We start from the raw sequence: 17737 nt of genomic DNA, 5'->3' as shown, positions 1-17737 counted from the left end.
TATTTATAGTCTTAAATTTACGTATTCGATTTACAAAACTATAAATATTGTCACTAGTTTTAACGTTTCTCTTTTTAAGCAACAGTTAGAGGTTAAACTAAAATTTTTTTGCAAACCTTAAACTAAATCAATAAATCCTCAAAAATCTCGATAAAAATGGGGTAGCGACGAGCGCTACCCACAAATTTCTGGACTGCTAGCTTATAGCCAAGCTTGGATGCCATACTGGCCTTCAAGCATACCAACCGCAAGCATAGCAACTAAACAGATAACAAGTACGCTTACTGGGATCACAATCTTGTCTACAAATGATAGGCGAGACGCGCGCTCTTTATCTCCAATTAAACCGTTGTTATCTAAAAGCATAGTTAGTGCCCAAGCTAGAACTGGGTTAACAACGGCAGAACCAAAGATACAGATACCTGCTGCTTGTGAGTCTTTCGAGTCCTTCACCATCTGCATGCCAGCTTCAAGCAGTGGTAGAGATACACCAACGAGAAGAGCAACGCGCATAACTGGAGGCCATACTGCAACGTCCATAGGAAAACCAAGGATTGCAACAATAATACATAGAGAGCCTAGTAAGATGGCGCCAGCAGGAATAGGGCGTTTCGCGATTGCAGCAGGGATCATGTAAGTCCCCCAAGATGATGTGATGTTACCACCACCCACTGCAGTACCGACCATTTGGCGAACGGAACACATTGTCATTGTGTCATCAACGTCCATCAGCACTTTCTCACTCTTACGTGGATAGTTCATCTCTTGGAAGATACGGTGACCCAAGAAGTCAGGTGACCACATTGCTACCGCAAGAATGGCGAATGGTAGAGAAGCGATGAAGTGTTCCATATTAGGAAGACCAAGCATCCAACCTTCTTCTGTTGAACCCCACCAGTAGATTGGATTTAGGTTTGGAAGGCCTGTCTCGGTTACGAATTTAATATCGAAGCCTGCGCCAAGAGCAAGTGCGATTGCAAGCCCAGTGAAGGCACAAACAGGGATCGCTAGCCAGCGTTTGTTCACTTTAGCAAGGAACGCGTATAAGCCAATGGTAACCGCAAGAACAATTAGACCGATGTAACCCATGCTACCAGCGGCAACCGTATCGGATTGCAAACCAACAGCCCAAGCTTGAATAGAGTTAATTTGGCTCATGGTTCCGGTTAAACCTAGGAAAATAAGAAGGCCACCAGCCGTACCTTCAGAGGTGAGGTTAACCAGTTTTGACCCACCTTTTAAGAGGCTCAAAATCAAACCAAACACACCAATGAGAATTGCTAATGCAAGAGGGTGAGCACCAGCAAGAGCGATGGTACCAATAAGAGGGATCATTGGGCCGTGGTTGCCTGCTAGGTTGGCTTTAGGGTTAATAAAACCAGAGGCAAGTACACAGAAAAGAAGTGCAGGGATGAGCATTTCTACACGCGCAACTTCGATAGCAAAGTCCTTGCCTAAGTTTACGTGGTCCCATGCTGCAGTAAGACCTTCAGCCCAAGACATCATTACCGCAGAGTACATTGCGATAATACCGATAGTACCAGCAAGCGCTGGAACAAGGTCTTCAAGCTCAAAGCGGAAGTCACGACCTGGCAAGTTCAAGCCAAAACGACGTGGCTTCATAATTTGTAGTTCGTGGTCTAGGTAGTCTGAACGGCTTGCGAACTCAGATGCTGGACGATGAAGCTCACGGTAGCTCTTGGTCTCGATATCTGAATCAGAGTGCGTTTTGTTAACTGCGTCTGACATAGATTCCTCATATATTTAAAAGTTATGAATTCTTCATTCAATTGTGTTAGTCCGCATCCTGCGGCACGCTTATGCTAGCTATTATTAGATTTGTTACACGTCGACACTGTGCCTAAGCATAGCTAATAACTTATTGTGTTGAGGCACAAAAAAAGCCTCATCTTTTGGCAGGAGTCTAGCAAGATAGCCATTTAGGGTGATTGATTTAGATCACTTTAAGAATGGTTGTGAAATAAAACTACAGAAAGTTTCTGGCATGCGAATGAGATGCGGAGAACTTGTGTAATTTCATTACACAAGTTGCATAAAATTAGAACTTTTTGTCCTTTTGCACGAGATGCAGATTAAATGTCAATATTCACGATGATTATATAAAGCTGGCTTTATTCTTGCTTTGGACAGAGCAAAGACAATTTTTTGGCTAATCATTGCCGCTCAGTTTAGGAAAAAGACATGAAACAGCTTAAAGTACTGCCACTAGTGGCAATCATCTCAGGGTTAATGGTCGGTTGTGGCGGCGGTGGCGGCGGTGGCGGTGGTGCAGCGCCGAAAACTGCGTTTACTTTTGATTTTGCTATACCAGCAACAATGACTGAAAGTGAAGCAACTACGAAAGGTTGTACTGTATATGACCACAAAACTGAGCTGAACGGCGATAAAACGGTTTTAACCTATAGTGCAGCGTCAAAAGAGCAAGTGACCAACTATGTTATCGGTTACTACTCTGATGCCGATGGCAAAAGATCCGGAGACATTATCAAACCTACCACTGATAACTTTAAGTTTTATCTTGAAGATATCCCTGACGGCGGCTTTGTAACGTTTCAAGCAATAGAATTTAACGGCAAAGAAGCTCGCGTAAACACGTTTTCAAAAGAGTTCTTGCAAGATAAGAAACTACGTAATGCTACTTTTGCACTAAACCGAGACTCTTTGAACAAATGCTTTACTGGCGGTAACTTAGCAAGCAATAAGTTTACTAACTTAGATTACCGAAACGCTGAATCAGGTGGCGGAGATTACAACTTTGTCTCGCAAACCGATATTTTCACGTCTCCGAACCCTGATATGTTGCCTACTGATGAACTGATGGGGCTTAAAGGTGAACCAACGGCATTGTTTCAGTATGAATCAGGTTCAAGCGACAAAGCGCTTTACCAATATGGTATTGGTTCGTGGGGAACTGGTGAGATAGCCTTAGTTAGAGCGGATAATACGTCAAACATTTATTCGTCTTCTGACTATACTTACGACTCGCTCAACATTGGCTTTGTTACTAACGGCTTTGCATATGACGCGTTGAAGCTGGATAAAACGGCCGTTGAATATAATCGCCCTAGTGCAACGAATAAAGAAACTTGGGTATACATGGCGTTCTCAGAGAATCAAGTTAATGGTTGGGAGTCTCTACTTAACGAAACGATCTCTGACGGATGGGATATTGACGTTGATCCGAGTGCTTACTTAAATATTGATAACCTGCCGAACACAAAACCAAGTGTATCAGCGCAAGGAAGTGCAGATTCCGTGATTGATCTGGACATGGGCTTAACATCGTCTACTGAAGGCTTTACTCGTGTCGCTTACTTTGCAACTTCAGGCGACTACAGAGTCACACATCGCATTTTCACAACAAGTGATAGTGATTCTGTTGTTGTTCCAGAATTGCATTACTACAACTTCCCAACATCGGCCGTTAACGGTTTGAAAGTTTCAGCTTCGGACGATTTTAATCGCACTGCTTTAGTAGTGAATGAAGATAGTAATATTGATTCTAAAGTTTTCATGAGCTTCTTCTCCAATGGTGAAGCGTCAGAGCCTGAACTAGATGAAGACCTAGATGGCATCATTACTTCTGAAAAAGAAGGCTTAGAAAATGAAGTGACATTACGTACTTCAAACTCGTTGGTAGTCAGTCGTTTTAATTAATTCATTGCGACCTCGAATAGGTTTCAATTAACACTTTTGTAAATTTATTAAGCCCCTTTGAAAGGGGCTTTTTTATATTTAATATTCAACTTTTGAAGAATATGTTGCTATATATTGCATATTAATTTGTCTATCGTATCTTTCTATTCGAATTATTTAGGTTAATAATTTGTTGCAAGTTTCAAGGGGCGGTGCTAATTTGTTCCGAATTAGAGAGGGCGGAGTCCCTTAATTGCAGTGACAAAAACACAGGGAGTAGGGCGCATGAATGATGTACCAGCGCTAGATATAAAAGACCTGCACAAAACATTTGGACAAAATGAAGTTTTAAAAGGCATTTCACTTGCCGCGCACAAAGGAGATGTTATCTCCATCATTGGCTCTTCCGGCTCAGGTAAGAGTACCTTTCTCAGATGTATCAACTTGCTAGAAACGCCTACCGCGGGCGAAATTTGGGTAAATGGTGAATTAATCCAAATGAAGAACAACAGAGCAGGTGAATCTGTTCCTGCTAATGAAAAGCAAGTCCAACGTATTCGCTCACGCCTGGCAATGGTTTTCCAAGGTTTCAACCTCTGGTCTCACCTAACCGTACTAGAAAACGTGATTGAAGCGCCTGTTCATGTCTTAGGCGTGCCAAAAGCTCAAGCGATTGAAAATGCAGAAGTCTTGCTTAAGAAAGTAGGCTTGTATGAGCGTAAAGATTATTACCCTGGGCACTTATCTGGCGGCCAGCAGCAACGTGCAGCTATTGCCCGTGCGCTAGCAGTTGACCCAGAGGTGATGTTGTTTGACGAGCCAACTTCTGCGCTTGACCCAGAACTTGTAGGAGAAGTTCTGGGGGTAATGAGAGATTTGGCAGATGAAGGGCGAACTATGCTGGTGGTCACGCACGAAATGGCGTTTGCACGTGACGTATCAAACCATGTGATGTTTTTACATCAAGGCTTAGTGGAAGAACAGGGAAATCCAGCTAAGCTATTTACAAACCCGGATTCAGAACGATTACAGCAGTTTATCTCATCCATTTACTAATATTTGTTAGGCGGCAGACTATTGCCTCCTAAGCCAACACAACAAACAAAACGAAATAAAATAGCAATCACAGGAGTATGGAAATGAAAAAGTGGTTATTAGCAGCAACGATTGCTGCAACAGCAGTATCAGGTGTTGCCCAAGCGAAAGAATGGAAAACAGTTCGCTTTGGTATCGAAGGTGCTTACCCTCCGTTTAGCTGGACAGAAACTGATGGCTCAATAAAAGGCTTTGACGTAGACATGGCAAATGCACTCTGTGAAGAGATGCAAGTGAAGTGCAAAATCGTCGCTCAAGATTGGGATGGTATTATTCCTTCTCTGCTTGCACGTAAGTACGATGCCATCATCGCAGCAATGTCTATCACTGAAGAGCGCAAGAAAAAAGTCGATTTCACTGGCAAGTACGCACAAATTCCAAATAAATTTATCGCTAAGAAAGGTGCGGGTCTAGATTTTGATAATCTTAAAGATGTCAAAATTGGCGTGCAACGTGCGACGACACATGACAAGTACTTAACTGACAACTACGGCGATGATGTTGAAATTGTGCGTTATGGCTCTTTTGATGAAGCGTATCTTGATCTAGAAAATGGTCGAATTGCTGCTGTTTTAGGTGATGCTTCTGCTCTAGAAGAGGGTGTGATCAACAAAGCCGGTGGCGAAGCTTATGAGTTTGTTGGACCGTCGTTAACCGATCCAAAATGGTTTGGCGAAGGTATGGGTATCGCTGTTCGTAAACAAGACAAAGATCTGACGAAGAAACTCGACGCAGCAATTATTTCACTACGTGAGAAAGGTGTTTACCAAGAAATTGCTGGTAAATACTTTAACTACGATGTGTACGGTGAATAAACCGTAATTAAGCGACCGTTGGCTTGTTCCTAGAAGTAGTCAACGGTCGATTTTTTGAGTTTAGGGATTAGGAACTCACCTATGCTAGATTTACAAGGATACGAAGCTTCGATTTTGAAAGGAGCTTTAGTAACAATAGAAGTTGCAGTGCTTTCACTCATTCTCGCCATGGTCTTAGGCATGCTTGGCGCATTAGCTAAGTTAGCACCTTACAAATGGGCAAGGGCGATTGCCACTCTTTACACCACAGTCATTCGCGGCATTCCAGATTTGGTTCTGATGATGCTAATTTTCTTTGGTGGACAAATACTTTTAAATAACAGCCTTTACTCCATCAACGAAACGCTCAACGAGTGGTTTGCCTCGAGTGATCCAAACCATGAATGGACGTCTTACTTACCTGATTATATTGATGTCAGCCCATTTATAGCTGGTGTACTCACGATTGGTTTTATCTTTGGCGCCTACATGGCGGAGACTTTTCGTGGAGCGATCATGGCGGTGGACAAGGGTGAATTAGAAGCGGCGAAAGCTTATGGGATGAGTTCAGCTTTATCGTTTAGAAGAATCTTGCTTCCTCAGATGATTCGTCATGCATTACCTGGATTTGGTAATAACTGGTTAGTGTTACTTAAGACCACAGCGTTAGTTTCCATTATTGGTCTGGATGACATGGTGAGAATGAGCTCATTGGCAGCAGGTACGACCAAAATGCCGTTCACCTTTTACATGGCTGTCGCGCTCATCTTTCTATTTTTTACCAGCGTTTCGACCGGGCTACTCAAGCTTGTTGAGCGTAAGTTCAGTATTCATGCGAGGTAAGTTATGGACTTTTCTTTGATTATTGAAAGCTTTCCAACTTATCTTCAGGGACTTTGGACAACAGTTTGGTTAGTGGGATTAGCGTTGGTTATTGGCTTGTGTGTCTCTATCCCATTAGCCGTGGCACGCAATAGTACTAATTACGCTCTAAGCTTACCTTCTTGGGGATTCATTTACTTTTTCCGTGGAACGCCGCTATTGGTTCAGCTGTATTTGATTTACTACGGCATGGATCAGTTTTTCCCTGTGAAAGATACCTTATGGGAGAACGCTTGGTTCTGTGCTTTGGTCGCTTTTATTCTTAATACATCGGCTTACACCGCAGAAATTATTCGTGGTGCGATTAATGGTTTGCCGAAAGGTGAGGTGGAAGCTGCGAAAGCATATGGCATGAGTAAGTTTATGACATACAGACGTATTATCTTGCCGAGTGCATTGCGTCGAGCATTACCAGCTTATTCAAACGAGGTCATATTTATGCTGCACGGAAGTGCAGTCGCGGGCATCGTTACCATCATGGATTTAACTGGTGCTGCGCGTCTAGTTAACTCGCGCTACTATGCACCATTTGAGTCTTTCCTGACGGCGGGGCTGTTCTACATGGCACTGACGTTTATGATCTTGTGGTGTTTCAAAGTGGCAGAGAAGCGTTTCTTAGCTTATCTGCGTCCTTTAAGCTAATTATCAATAGAGGCAATAGCATCGGAGTGGGTGCTATTGCTTTTGATAATTTTGTTATCTTCATTCCTATTTTTCCAGTCGATGTAAAAGACTCTTTCTTATTATTCATCAACTTACATTAACATTCGGTAAACTCATTGTTTAGTAAGTAAAAATGAAAAAAACAATTCTATCGTTGGGCATTGCCGCCTTAGCCACAGGATGTGGTGGGGGAGAGGGAGAATCACAACCTAATGCTCAAGTAAAACCAACGCCAGCTCCAGTTCAACAAGCTCTTGAAACTGGTAATGCACTGCTCGTTTCTGACCCGAGCGAATTCATTCGTAAAAGTCGTCAGGTTGTAGAAGCTCACAAGATGCAGTCGAATACGATCAAATCTGCAATTGCGAAAAACCTTTCAGGTCTTTATTGGGATCCAACCCATGATGCCGCGATCTTGGCACCTCAGTATGGCTTCAACGACACCATCTTGATGACCAATAAGGCCATGGCAAGCGGTTACAAAGATCAAGCTCTGTCAATTGGCGTTGCCGGGGAAAAGTCTAATGGTCAACGTTACGCACTATTAGGTAGTAACCCATTTAGAACGGCACAACGTTTTCCCGACTCTTCCAACGCAGCGATGACGAAATGGTTAAGTAACCTGGTCACTTGGTTGTCGGGCGGAGTTACTTCAAACGTCGTCATCGCGCAAATGGATCAGTCTTATTACTTTCCGGATGAGCAAGCGACTCGGAATTGGCTGAAAGACAATGTTTCACAAGAGTTGGCGTTTAACGAGGCCAACCTATGCGATGGTTCGAAGCTACTTAGCTGCTTGCAAACCAATACTCCAAACTTATTGATCTTGTCACAGCATCTGCAATCTGGAGATACCAACAAACCAGTACTCGAAGCTTTGGAATACGCTGAGCAAGCCCAAATTCCTGTTCTATACCTGCATTGGGATGGAGGACTAACTGATCTTGGCCAAGACATTTTGGAAAAATTCCATGTTGATTATGTGGGAGATAACTATTGGCGTAAGTTAGGCTTGGTCGACTGGGAACCTTCATCGTTGATGAACGTTGTGCCGGACTCTGTCATCACACAACAAGCGCTGTTGTCTCGTTTTGAATCTCAAAATTTCAACGTTGACTTGTCAAAGTGTGATGACAAATCCTGCCCTGACACTGCGAATATGGACAGTCAATTTTATGCAGGGGCAAACAGCATTCGCCATTGGTTGCAAAAGCTTGATGAACAAAAAGTAGATTTGTTTAATCAAAACGGCTACCAATACGAAAAACTCATGGTATTGCTGGCTGATCATTATCGTCAAACGGTTGTCTTCCCGATGGACAAACAATCAACCCAAATGACCGAATTCCTAAAGTCGTACTTTGCCGATTACGTGCAATACAACAGCCGAAGCGTAAACCCAAAACAACCAAATATGGGGAACTTCAGCCGTAGTGAGTTTAGCCCTGACATAAAGAGAATCAGTGCAACGATTAATATGGAATCAAAGCGTAACTTCCGTTCGGCTGGTGTGTATGCGCTTCCTGGGGAAACCTTTACGGTTAAGCGTAATGACAGCAATGATGTGGCGACTAAGATTGTCATCAACACTTTAAGAAGTGGTGCAACTCATGAGTTCAGCAAAGATGGATACACGCGACCAAAACTGCTGACTTCATTCGGCTATGAAGTGAAGCCGGGTGAAACCATCACGCTGACTTCTCCTTATGGTGGTCCAGTACAGGTTCACTTTGACAAAAATGATGTTCCGGTTGAACTGAAATTTAATCATGTGGCACAGCATCCAGTTTGGAGAAGTGAGAAGGACAACGACGCTTTTATTCAACAGTTAGAAGCCAATTTATTCGATTGGGCTGAGCTGATCACTCCTGGGTTTGAAGTACACTCAAAGCGCGACAAAATGTTGGAGTCGGTCAACGATGAAATGTGGTCTACCCCTTCGGAAATGGCGCTTGCAACAGAAGAATATGTTCACAACTACCCGCATGTGCTGGCAGGTTTCCAAGGGCCGGGCATAGATGAAGTGCCTGAAATTATTCAATACGCCCAAAACCAAGGTTGGGAAATCGCCAATATTGATATAGTGAAGCACATGAACGCTGACCAAGCGACGTGTGGTTATGGTTGTTCGGGTAACCCTTACGATGCTTACTGGTCATTCAGCCCACTCGGTCACGGTGATTTACATGAGCTTGGTCATGGTTTAGAAAAAGGTCGATTCCGATTTTCAGGCTGGGAAGGGCATTCAACGACCAATTACTACTCGTATTACAGTAAGTCTCGTTTCTTCCAGAATACGGGAAAAGTTTCAACTTGCCAAAGCTTGGATTTCAAAGGCCAGTTTGAATTATTGCAAGCTAGCCGAACTCAAGCGGATCCAAACGCATACATGGCTGCGCAAAATCAAACCAGTTGGAGTTGGGGCGCTCGTGTTTACATTCAAATGATGATGGCGGCGCAGCATGAAGGTGTGCTTAAAAATGGTTGGCATTTATTGGCGCGCTTGCACCTGATTGAACGTGAGTTTAACCGCTTAAAATCGGACGACGCGCTTTGGGATGAGAGACGATTGAGCATTGGTTTTGCCAACTACTCTCGGGAAGAAGCAAATAGCATCTCGAACAACGACTGGTTGCTTATTGCTCTGAGCTACATCTCTCAGCGAGATATGACTAGCTATCTCGATATGTGGGGGCTCTCGTTCACAGAAAAAGCGAAACAGCAGGTTGTGGCGCTGAATCTACCGCCGATGCTGCTCACTTACTTTGCAAGTAGTAATACAGGCTACTGTCTGAACGAATTTGCACAAACACCGATAACTGTTGATGGTCAAACGGTTTGGCCGCTGAATCAGTGATTAAATGGTAATTTGTATGAAAAAGGGAGACTGAGTCTCCCTTTTTATTGGATTAAGCTTAGCGTTGAGTCTCGCTTATAGCTTTGCAATATATTACTTAAATGTTGACCAGATTGGTGCGTGATCTGAAGGCTTCTCGATACCACGAAGCTCATAGTCGATACCAGATTCAATACACTTTTCCGCTAGAGAAGGGGTTGCCAAAATGACATCAATTCGTAGGCCACGGTTATCATCAAAACCGCGAGAACGGTAGTCAAACCACGAAAATTGATCGTTCACCTCTGGGTATAGCTTACGGAAGGTGTCCACAAAGCCCCAGTCTAGTAAGGTTTTCAACCATTCGCGCTCTTCAGGTTGGAATGAACATTTACCTGTTTTTAGCCAACGTTTACGGTTTGGCTCGCCGATACCGATATCTGCATCAATAGGGCTGATGTTGATGTCACCCATAACAATCAATTGCTCGTCGTTATTGTGATGATCGTTTAGGTAGGTCATCAGATCTTTATAGAATTGGCGCTTGTATGGGAATTTGGTTTCGTGGCTGATGTTATCCCCTTGAGGGAAATAGCCGTTTAGCACAGTGACCTTTTCGCCGTTTTCATTTAAAAACGTTGCCATGATCATGCGCTTTTGATGTTCCTCGTTATCCGTCGGGAACCCTTTTTGTACGTGTAGAGGCTCTTGCTTACAAAGCATTGCTACGCCGTAATGTGCTTTTTGACCATGGAAATACACTTTGTAGCCCATGGCTTCGACAGCTTCAATCGGGAATGCTTCATCGTGAACTTTAATTTCCTGAAGACCAATCACATCAGGTTGGTGTTTGTCGATTAGCGCTTGGAGTTGGTGCAGTCGCGCACGTAGTCCATTGATGTTAAAGCTGATTACTTTCATTATTTATCCTTTTGGGGCGTACTTTTTATGAATAGTATCATTGTGTAAGAGCACTGAAAATGAGTCTCGGTGAGAGGAGTGAAACGCTCTGAGCTACTTTGCTTTTAATTTGTTTTCGAAGTCGTTTTGCACGATCTTTAAAGCGTTAAGCGCAACTTCTGGATCTATCTCATTGCTCTCAAGCAAATAGATTAAATCGACAGCCAGTTTGATCTCTTCAGGTGCGTCATCTAAAGGCGAGGTTGGTTGGTCAGCCATTATTGATGTTTTTCCCTATGTGTAATTTGGTTCTCTAGCTTAAGAAGTGCTGCTTCACAACGCTCTAAACGTTGCTCGGTTGCTAGTAATACTTTTTGAGCGTCGGCACGCATAAAACTAGGAGCACTTTCGACAGCACGTTCTTTTTCTAACACCATCTCGCGCAAGCGTCTTGCCCACTCTTGGTGTTGAGCGAGTTCCTGATAAAGCACGTTGATAGGCTTGCGGAAATAGCTGCTATGTTTGATTTCATTCTTACGAATTTTAGTGGTAGAAATCTCGCGTTGAATTGCACCGATTTGCGCCACTAACCGTTCAGTGAGGTACTCAGCACGCAAAGCGGTGAGCTTACCTTCATTTTGCTCACGCACAATCGCATCCAGCGTGGCTTTTGCTTCTTTTACGCAAGGAGTAAGTAAGCGAGAGCGGCAACCAAATAAACGCTCATCAAAAAGCGGAACATGATGTTCGCCTCTTTGACGGTCAAGAACAGCGGCTTGCTTCGCCATTTGTTCTAGATTTTCCTGGAGTTGAGAAATGTTCATGACAAACCTACAAACCATGCGTCATAAGCCAATTTAATGGCTAGTATGCTGACGACAGTAACAAATACAGGACGAATGAATTTAGAACCAAATCTAATAGCGGAGTGCGCGCCAACAAAAGCACCAGCCATTAAACATACTCCCATTGTTAAGCCTAGCACCCAGTTGATGTGTCCGAGGAATGCAAAAGTGATCAAAGAGGTAAAGTTACTGGTAAAGTTCATTGCTTTTGCTAAGCCAGAGGCGAGCAAGATATTCAGTCGGTACAGCGCCATTGAACTTACTGTCCAAAAAGCCCCAGTTCCAGGCCCTGCGAGTCCGTCGTAGAATCCTATGGATAAGCCTTGCATGTACTGTTTTTTATGAAGTTTTGGGCAAGGCTCGGGTATTGGACTTTGATGAGCAGAGTGGGGCGTTTTATGAAAAACGGTATACAACGCTGCCGCCAAAATAACAAGCGGCAATCCTTTTTCCAGCCAATCCGTACTAATCGCATCTACAAATAGCGTACCTAATGTCGCTCCGAAGAGTGTCGCCACGAATGCACGCCGCCAGCATTGAGGCTTGAATAGACGTTTTTTGTAGTACGTAAATGCCGCAGTAGAAGAAGCAAAGGTAGCGGCAAGTTTATTGGTGCCTAGTGCAATATGAGGCGGCAAGCCCAGCGACAGTAGAGCAGGTACGGTAAGCATGCCACCACCACCGGCAACTGCATCAATAAATCCAGCGACAAAAGCGACAAGCGCCAACACCAACAGCATGGTTGGCTCAATCATTTCCATAAATGGTGATTCTTCTAATATTCTATTTTACGTTTAAATGGAGGTAGTGAGTCGATTAAGGCTTGTCCGTATCGCTTAGTGACTAGGCGTCGATCAAGAATCGTTACTCTACCAGAGTCTCTCTCTTTACGCAGTAAGCGACCTACGCTCTGGATCAGCTTTTTGCTTGCGTCTGGTACAGTTATTTGCATAAACGGGTTTCCTCCTTTTTTCTCAATGTATTCGGAATGAGCCTGCTCAACAGGGGAGGTTGGAACGCCAAATGGAATTTTTGTAATCACCAAGTTTTCAAGTAATTCGCCAGGTAAGTCTAGCCCCTCAGAGAAACTGCCAGTACCAAATAAGACGCTGGTTTTATTTGATGCTATTAACTTTTTATGTTTTTTTAGAATTTCTTGACGTGAGCTTTCACCTTGAACTTGCAACGCCCAGCCTTTTTTTATGAACTCCGAAGAGAGTGCCTTCGCGACTTGGTTCATCTGCCAATAGGATGAGAATAATACTAAGTTGGCTTTCTTGTCTTCCAAGTACTTAGGCAATATCTCGATAAGATATTCAGTAAATTGAGGCGCTGGTGGTTCATATTTCATCGCAGGGATGAGCAATTCTGCCTGGTTTTGGTAATCGAATGGTGACGCAAGCGCTAAAAACTGAGTGCCTGATTCTGGTTTTCCATCAATACCAACCTGATGGCAAAAGTAATGGAAAGAGTTTAATGCACGCATCGTTGCGGAAACCAAAATGGCGCCAATACATCTGCTCCAAATCTGTTGGTCGAGTTGCCATCCAATTTCAAGTGGCGAAACACTCACAATGAAATCACCCTCGCGATCGGGGTGGGTTTCTAACCAGCGAGCTAAAGGCGCACCTTTTTCACGAGTTGGTTCAGCCATTAAATGCCATACTTGCGCTAGGTTTTCTAACCTTTGAATGTAGAAACCGAGCTCTGCAAGCGCTGGTTCAGCCAACCTTGTCGCAAGCTCCCCGTCTTTTACTCTTTCCGCAATAAGGTCGGCAATTTTTGCCACGCTCTGATTTGCTTTTTTACTGAACTGTTTTAGTTCTTTGGATTGGTTCTCTAGCCACTCAGGTAGTTCACCGTGTTCGAAGCGGTAGATACCCTCTTCAAATTGAGCTGGGTCGAACTGTTTGGGCAATTGAGTCAGTGCCGGTATCAAGTTCTGAACCGCGTCTTGAAGGTCGTTGCGAAATCGAGCTACGCGTTTCTCGTCTGCGAGTGATGAAAACTTACTAATCGACTGATTTAACTTCTCAAGCCATGCTGCCGCACCTTTTAAACTCGCAGATGCTGAAGCATGGTCACGAGCGACGTGAGGTAAGTGATGTGCCTCGTCGAAGACGTATATCGTATTTTCTGGCTCAGGTAAAATCACGCCGCCACCTAAATCTGCGTCTGCCATGACGAGAGAGTGGTTAGCAATGATGACATCGTTTTTATCCAACTCTGAGCGCGCTTTTTGGAATGGGCAGCCGCGGTGGCCTGGTAAACTGTTATTGCAACTGTGTTTATCACTGACAATCAGTTGCCAAAGCTTATCGTCGATGGGTTTAGGCCAAGAATCACGGTCACCGTCCCATTTACCTTGCGCAAGAGAGCGATGCATTGTTTCTAACAGCTCTATATCTTTTTGCTTAGGTTTGGTTTCAAACATGGCTAACTGGCCACCATCAGCACCGCTAGCAGTAGCGAGCTTTTCTGCACAACAATAGCGTTGACGGCCTTTTGCCAAAATAAAAGAAAACTCTCGGTCGGTAATCCGACGAAAAAGAGGGAGGTCTTTATTTATGAGCTGCTCTTGCAGAGCGACGGTCGCCGTTGAGATAACCACTTTTCTATTGTTATGTACAGCCACGGGAATGGTCGCCATTAGATAGGAGAGCGATTTACCAATTCCAGTCCCTGCTTCTGCAACGAGTATTCGGTTAGATTTGTGATACTGACCGCACAGCGTTTTTGCAATCTCTGCAACAAGGTAGTTTTGTGCTCTTCTAGGCACAAAGTTATCAAGTTGATCTTGAAGGTTTTGATAGCTATTACGAATCGATTTTTGAATGTTACTGGTCAGCATACGGGCCTCAAATGCGTTGGAGGCGAATAGTAGCACACATCACTAGTTGTACAGTAGTTCACAAAACGGAATGCTTTTATAAGGAATGTAGATCTCCTTCACAAAAAAATATTGAACCTTATCTTAATGAAATTAATTTCATTATATGAAAAATATAAAACTCCAACTTGGTCTGATTTGTGGGTTTTTATTCTTTTTTTTGTTTTTTTAAATTTACTTATTGGATTAAAAAACCATTTGTTAATAATTTTGTAAATTACAAATAATAATGGAGATTGGTTAGATGTTCGTCGAATAAATAAAGGTAAACTTATCAAGTTGTTGTTTTATAATGGTATTTTGTTTTTTTTACATTGGTATTTAGAAAATTTGACAGCCAGAATAATCTTTTGCACTCTTAGCTCCAGATTTTGAGGAGGTGCTGTATAACGTTTTGTTAACGCTCTACCTCAAACATATAAAAAAAGGGAACCGGACAAGGATATCCCGAACTAAGAAAAGGCAGTGGATTAATTATGAAAAAAACTCTATTAGCACTAGCTGTAGTTGCGTCTGCAACTTCAGTGAACGCAGCTGAAGTATTCAAATCTGAAGAAGGTTCTGTAGATTTCTACGGTCAGCTACGTCCAACTCTTCTATTCACAGAAAAAACTGATCACACAGCAGAGCTAAACACTAGCTCTTCTCGTACTGGTGTGAACGCGGTTTACGTTGTTGACGAAAGCCTAAAAGTTCTGGGTGAAGTTGAAATCGGTGTTGCTCTAGGTGACAACTACGACGCAGGTGCTGATTCAAGCGAGCGTACAGATGACTCTGTATACGTACGTCGCCACATCATCGGTTTTGATATGGGTGATATGGGTACTCTTCGCTTCGGTAAAGAAGGTACTTGGGCTGATGACGTATACTTCGCAGATTACTCTTACTTCTTCGGTGGTAACGCAGCGGAAACTGCATACGGTCACGCTTGGAACAACGATTCTCAAATCAAATACGCTTACGAAAATGACGCGTTCTGGCTAAAAGCTGGTTACGCGCTAGGCGAAAAAGATTCTAACGAAGAAGTACTAGAAGTATTCGTTGGTAAATCTTTCAACGACCTATCTCTACACGCTGGTGTACTTACTGCGAACAACGACATCAACGTAACTAAAGAGAAAAAACTAGTTCTTAATGGTGTAGAGCAAACAGTTTCTCACACAGAGCGTACTGATAACGAAAACCTATCTTTTGAAGTAACTGCTGAGTACGCACTAAACGAGCACACTCTAGGTGCTACGTACTACTACAACGAAAACGAAGATAAGCTAGGTAAATCAACAGTTGATTCACACTACATCGTTGTAGCTGGTATGTTCGCTGTTGCTCCTAAAACAACTCTATACTCTGGTTACGAGTACCTAGCTCAGTCTACTGACGAAGCAGGTAAAGTAGACGCAGACTCTTCTTGGTTCTACGCTGGTGTTGAATACAAGTTCTCTAAATGGGCACGTGTATTCGCAGAAGCGGGTTACACTTTCGAAGGTACTGACTTCGACAACAAAGACACAGACGACGCAACTAACTTCGGTGTTGGTGCTCGTTTCTACTGGTAATCAATACCCAGTTTGATATTGTAAGACCCAGCTATATGCTGGGTCTTTTACTATGAAGATAAGGATGAAAAATTCTATGCAGTTATCATTAAAAGTGGCAATGGCACTGTCTATTTTTGCCAGTACAAACCTCTACGCTGCAACGACTTTAGTGGTTCCAGAAGACGTGAAGTTATTGGCCGTCAACATGGAGAAGCCAGATCTAGAAGGTGGTCTTTTTTCTAGTGAGAAGACAATCGAACTACCTGACGGAACGAATCAAATTGTCTTCAAATATCAACCTACATTCGAAATTAACGAAAACCTTAAGACGGTTTACAGTGATGTAATCGTTGCTAAATTTGATGCTGAAAACGAAAAGCTAACGTTTGAACTGCCAGAGTTTAAAACTCTTCGCCAAGCGCAAAACAACATCTCGCCTCTAAATTGGCAATTACTGGATACCAAAGGCCAACCTATTGCTTTGGTCGAAGATGTATTAGAGTCAGATGGTGTTCAAATTGGTCGTAATTACCCTCAAGAATCTCGCAACTACAATATTGCTGGCGGTATCGCGAGTGTTGCCGTTAGTTATGTAACTGTGAATCAGCATCAACAATCAGTAAGTGATATCGAGCCTCTAGTTGAGACTAGTGATACCCGTTCAACAGCCGCATCAAACGACAGCCCAATGGTTGATGTATTAAAGACGATGTACCAGAAAGCGTCTCCGGCGGAAAAAGAGGCCTTTAAAAACTGGCTTGCTGAGCAGTAATCCCTTAGTTCATTAGATAGGGCTTAACTGAAAAAGTATGAATCTAAAAAGCAGGCTTTAAGCCTGCTTTTATCTTTTCTGCTTGTTAGAGAGAGATTTCTCTCCATTCACCAGGCATTAGGTCGTTAAGGACGATATCACCCATCGAATGACGAATGAGGCGCAAAGTAGGGAAGCCAATGTGCGCAGTCATGCGACGCACCTGACGATTTCTTCCTTCAATAATGGTAATGGCTAACCAAGTGGTAGGGATATTTGCGCGAAAACGGACCGGAGGCGTTCTGTCCCAGACTTGTGGTTCTGGAATAACTTCAACTTCGGCTGGTAGAGTCATACCATCTTTTAGCTCTACTCCCTTTCTCAATTTTTCAAGATCTTGCTCCTGAGGAGCGCCATCAACTTGAACCCAATAAGTCTTCGGCGATTTTGACTTTGGCTGCGTTAGCTTCGCCTGCAAGATGCCATCGTTAGTGAGTACCATCAAACCTTCGCTGTCTCGGTCCAATCGGCCAGCCGCATAGACATTTTTGATTGGGATATAGTCCGCTAACGTTTTGCGACCATCGCCATCGGTAAATTGACTGAGCGTATCGTAAGGCTTATTGAAAATAATGACTTTACGATCTTTAGGGGCCACTTTTGGCTTTTGGCTTTTTGTTGGGCGATTAGGGCGGCGGTCTTGCTGAGTACGAGTCTTCGAGCCATTGCGAGCTCCTGAGTGTTTAAAATGGCCCGTTTTAGACTGGTTACGACTGCGACCTTTTTCCTGACCTGTACGAGATGACATGTTAACTACCCTGCAAAAATGTAAATGAACTGTGTTTGAAAGTTTTAAGTTTTCTCATGATCGGATATGATTTGCGCG

General features: G+C 43.3%; 15 protein-coding genes. 8 read left to right on the top strand and 7 right to left on the bottom strand.

The window, feature by feature from the left end:
* Window positions 1-201 precede the first annotated feature (201 nt).
* Complete coding sequence (locus KJB35_RS08175) at window positions 202-1749, bottom strand: DUF3360 family protein (protein ID WP_005378441.1); 1548 nt, start codon at window positions 1747-1749, stop codon at window positions 202-204.
* Between the two features lie 453 nt (window positions 1750-2202).
* Between KJB35_RS08175 and KJB35_RS08170 the strand changes: the two genes are divergently transcribed.
* The 6 genes from KJB35_RS08170 (at window position 2203) to KJB35_RS08145 (ending at window position 9948) form a co-directional block, all read left to right on the top strand.
* Window positions 2203-3678: a 54K polar flagellar sheath protein A gene (locus KJB35_RS08170; protein ID WP_104975990.1), complete on the top strand. Its 1476-nt coding sequence runs from the start codon at window positions 2203-2205 to the stop codon at window positions 3676-3678.
* A 264-nt stretch (window positions 3679-3942) separates the two neighbouring features.
* Entirely contained in the window at window positions 3943-4713 is a 771-nt protein-coding gene (locus KJB35_RS08165) for an ABC transporter ATP-binding protein (protein WP_005378438.1), read from the top strand.
* An 83-nt stretch (window positions 4714-4796) separates the two neighbouring features.
* Window positions 4797-5567, top strand: a complete 771-nt coding sequence (locus KJB35_RS08160; RefSeq protein ID WP_005378437.1) for an ABC transporter substrate-binding protein — start codon at window positions 4797-4799, stop codon at window positions 5565-5567.
* An 81-nt stretch (window positions 5568-5648) separates the two neighbouring features.
* On the top strand, window positions 5649-6389 hold the full coding sequence (locus KJB35_RS08155) for an ABC transporter permease (RefSeq protein WP_005378436.1): 741 nt from the start codon (window positions 5649-5651) through the stop codon (window positions 6387-6389).
* Between the two features lie 3 nt (window positions 6390-6392).
* Window positions 6393-7070 (top strand): ABC transporter permease, encoded by a 678-nt coding sequence (locus KJB35_RS08150; RefSeq protein ID WP_005378435.1) that lies wholly within the window; start codon window positions 6393-6395, stop codon window positions 7068-7070.
* A 154-nt stretch (window positions 7071-7224) separates the two neighbouring features.
* Entirely contained in the window at window positions 7225-9948 is a 2724-nt protein-coding gene (locus KJB35_RS08145) for an ImpA family metalloprotease (protein WP_285356271.1), read from the top strand.
* A 93-nt stretch (window positions 9949-10041) separates the two neighbouring features.
* Here KJB35_RS08145 and xthA read toward each other — a convergent pair whose 3' ends face one another.
* The 5 genes from xthA to dinG all read right to left on the bottom strand — a co-directional run bounded on the left by xthA (window position 10042) and on the right by dinG (window position 14523).
* Entirely contained in the window at window positions 10042-10848 is an 807-nt protein-coding gene (xthA, locus tag KJB35_RS08140) for an exodeoxyribonuclease III (protein WP_005378433.1), read from the bottom strand.
* A 93-nt stretch (window positions 10849-10941) separates the two neighbouring features.
* A complete protein-coding gene (rsmS, locus tag KJB35_RS08135; protein WP_285356269.1) occupies window positions 10942-11106 on the bottom strand; it encodes a pleiotropic regulatory protein RsmS in 165 nt (54 codons plus the stop codon).
* Complete coding sequence (locus KJB35_RS08130; RefSeq protein WP_285356267.1) at window positions 11106-11651, bottom strand: primosomal replication protein; 546 nt, start codon at window positions 11649-11651, stop codon at window positions 11106-11108. The genes rsmS and KJB35_RS08130 overlap by 1 nt, the downstream gene beginning before the upstream one ends.
* Window positions 11648-12433 carry a TSUP family transporter gene (locus tag KJB35_RS08125; RefSeq protein ID WP_005378430.1) on the bottom strand — a complete coding sequence of 262 codons (786 nt, stop codon included), beginning with the start codon at window positions 12431-12433 and terminating at the stop codon, window positions 11648-11650. The genes KJB35_RS08130 and KJB35_RS08125 overlap by 4 nt, the downstream gene beginning before the upstream one ends.
* Before the next feature lie 14 nt (window positions 12434-12447).
* Window positions 12448-14523: an ATP-dependent DNA helicase DinG gene (gene dinG / locus KJB35_RS08120; protein ID WP_169628367.1), complete on the bottom strand. Its 2076-nt coding sequence runs from the start codon at window positions 14521-14523 to the stop codon at window positions 12448-12450.
* A gap of 515 nt (window positions 14524-15038) precedes the next feature.
* Here dinG and KJB35_RS08115 point away from each other — a divergent pair.
* Window positions 15039-16118, top strand: coding sequence for a porin (locus KJB35_RS08115; RefSeq protein ID WP_005378424.1), 1080 nt, complete (start codon window positions 15039-15041; stop codon window positions 16116-16118).
* A gap of 76 nt (window positions 16119-16194) precedes the next feature.
* Window positions 16195-16872 carry a DUF2057 family protein gene (locus tag KJB35_RS08110; protein ID WP_025766923.1) on the top strand — a complete coding sequence of 226 codons (678 nt, stop codon included), beginning with the start codon at window positions 16195-16197 and terminating at the stop codon, window positions 16870-16872.
* Window positions 16873-16957: 85 nt separating this feature from the next.
* On the opposite strand, the gene KJB35_RS08105 is transcribed toward KJB35_RS08110, so the two are convergent.
* Window positions 16958-17659 carry a pseudouridine synthase gene (locus KJB35_RS08105; RefSeq protein WP_005387874.1) on the bottom strand — a complete coding sequence of 234 codons (702 nt, stop codon included), beginning with the start codon at window positions 17657-17659 and terminating at the stop codon, window positions 16958-16960.
* Window positions 17660-17737: the final 78 nt, after the last annotated feature.

Source organism: Vibrio sp. D431a (assembly GCF_030248655.1).
Classification (GTDB): domain Bacteria; phylum Pseudomonadota; class Gammaproteobacteria; order Enterobacterales; family Vibrionaceae; genus Vibrio; species Vibrio alginolyticus.
Note: the sequence above shows the minus strand (reverse complement) of the source record. Positions and strands in the feature narration are given on the sequence as shown.

Excerpts from the sequence above, each read along its gene's own strand:
- KJB35_RS08145 (WP_285356271.1), top strand. The coding sequence starts at position 7,225 with ATGAAAAAAACAATTCTATCGTTGGGCATTGCCGCCTTAGCCACAGGA.
- KJB35_RS08155 (WP_005378436.1), top strand. The coding sequence starts at position 5,649 with ATGCTAGATTTACAAGGATACGAAGCTTCGATTTTGAAAGGAGCTTTA.
- KJB35_RS08125 (WP_005378430.1), bottom strand. The coding sequence starts at position 12,433 with ATGGAAATGATTGAGCCAACCATGCTGTTGGTGTTGGCGCTTGTCGCT.
- KJB35_RS08150 (WP_005378435.1), top strand. The coding sequence starts at position 6,393 with ATGGACTTTTCTTTGATTATTGAAAGCTTTCCAACTTATCTTCAGGGA.
- KJB35_RS08175 (WP_005378441.1), bottom strand. The coding sequence starts at position 1,749 with ATGTCAGACGCAGTTAACAAAACGCACTCTGATTCAGATATCGAGACC.
- KJB35_RS08165 (WP_005378438.1), top strand. The coding sequence starts at position 3,943 with ATGAATGATGTACCAGCGCTAGATATAAAAGACCTGCACAAAACATTT.
- KJB35_RS08130 (WP_285356267.1), bottom strand. The coding sequence starts at position 11,651 with ATGAACATTTCTCAACTCCAGGAAAATCTAGAACAAATGGCGAAGCAA.
- KJB35_RS08105 (WP_005387874.1), bottom strand. The coding sequence starts at position 17,659 with ATGTCATCTCGTACAGGTCAGGAAAAAGGTCGCAGTCGTAACCAGTCT.
- KJB35_RS08115 (WP_005378424.1), top strand. The coding sequence starts at position 15,039 with ATGAAAAAAACTCTATTAGCACTAGCTGTAGTTGCGTCTGCAACTTCA.
- KJB35_RS08170 (WP_104975990.1), top strand. The coding sequence starts at position 2,203 with ATGAAACAGCTTAAAGTACTGCCACTAGTGGCAATCATCTCAGGGTTA.
- KJB35_RS08110 (WP_025766923.1), top strand. The coding sequence starts at position 16,195 with ATGCAGTTATCATTAAAAGTGGCAATGGCACTGTCTATTTTTGCCAGT.
- xthA (WP_005378433.1), bottom strand. The coding sequence starts at position 10,848 with ATGAAAGTAATCAGCTTTAACATCAATGGACTACGTGCGCGACTGCAC.
- dinG (WP_169628367.1), bottom strand. The coding sequence starts at position 14,523 with ATGCTGACCAGTAACATTCAAAAATCGATTCGTAATAGCTATCAAAAC.
- KJB35_RS08160 (WP_005378437.1), top strand. The coding sequence starts at position 4,797 with ATGAAAAAGTGGTTATTAGCAGCAACGATTGCTGCAACAGCAGTATCA.
- rsmS (WP_285356269.1), bottom strand. The coding sequence starts at position 11,106 with ATGGCTGACCAACCAACCTCGCCTTTAGATGACGCACCTGAAGAGATC.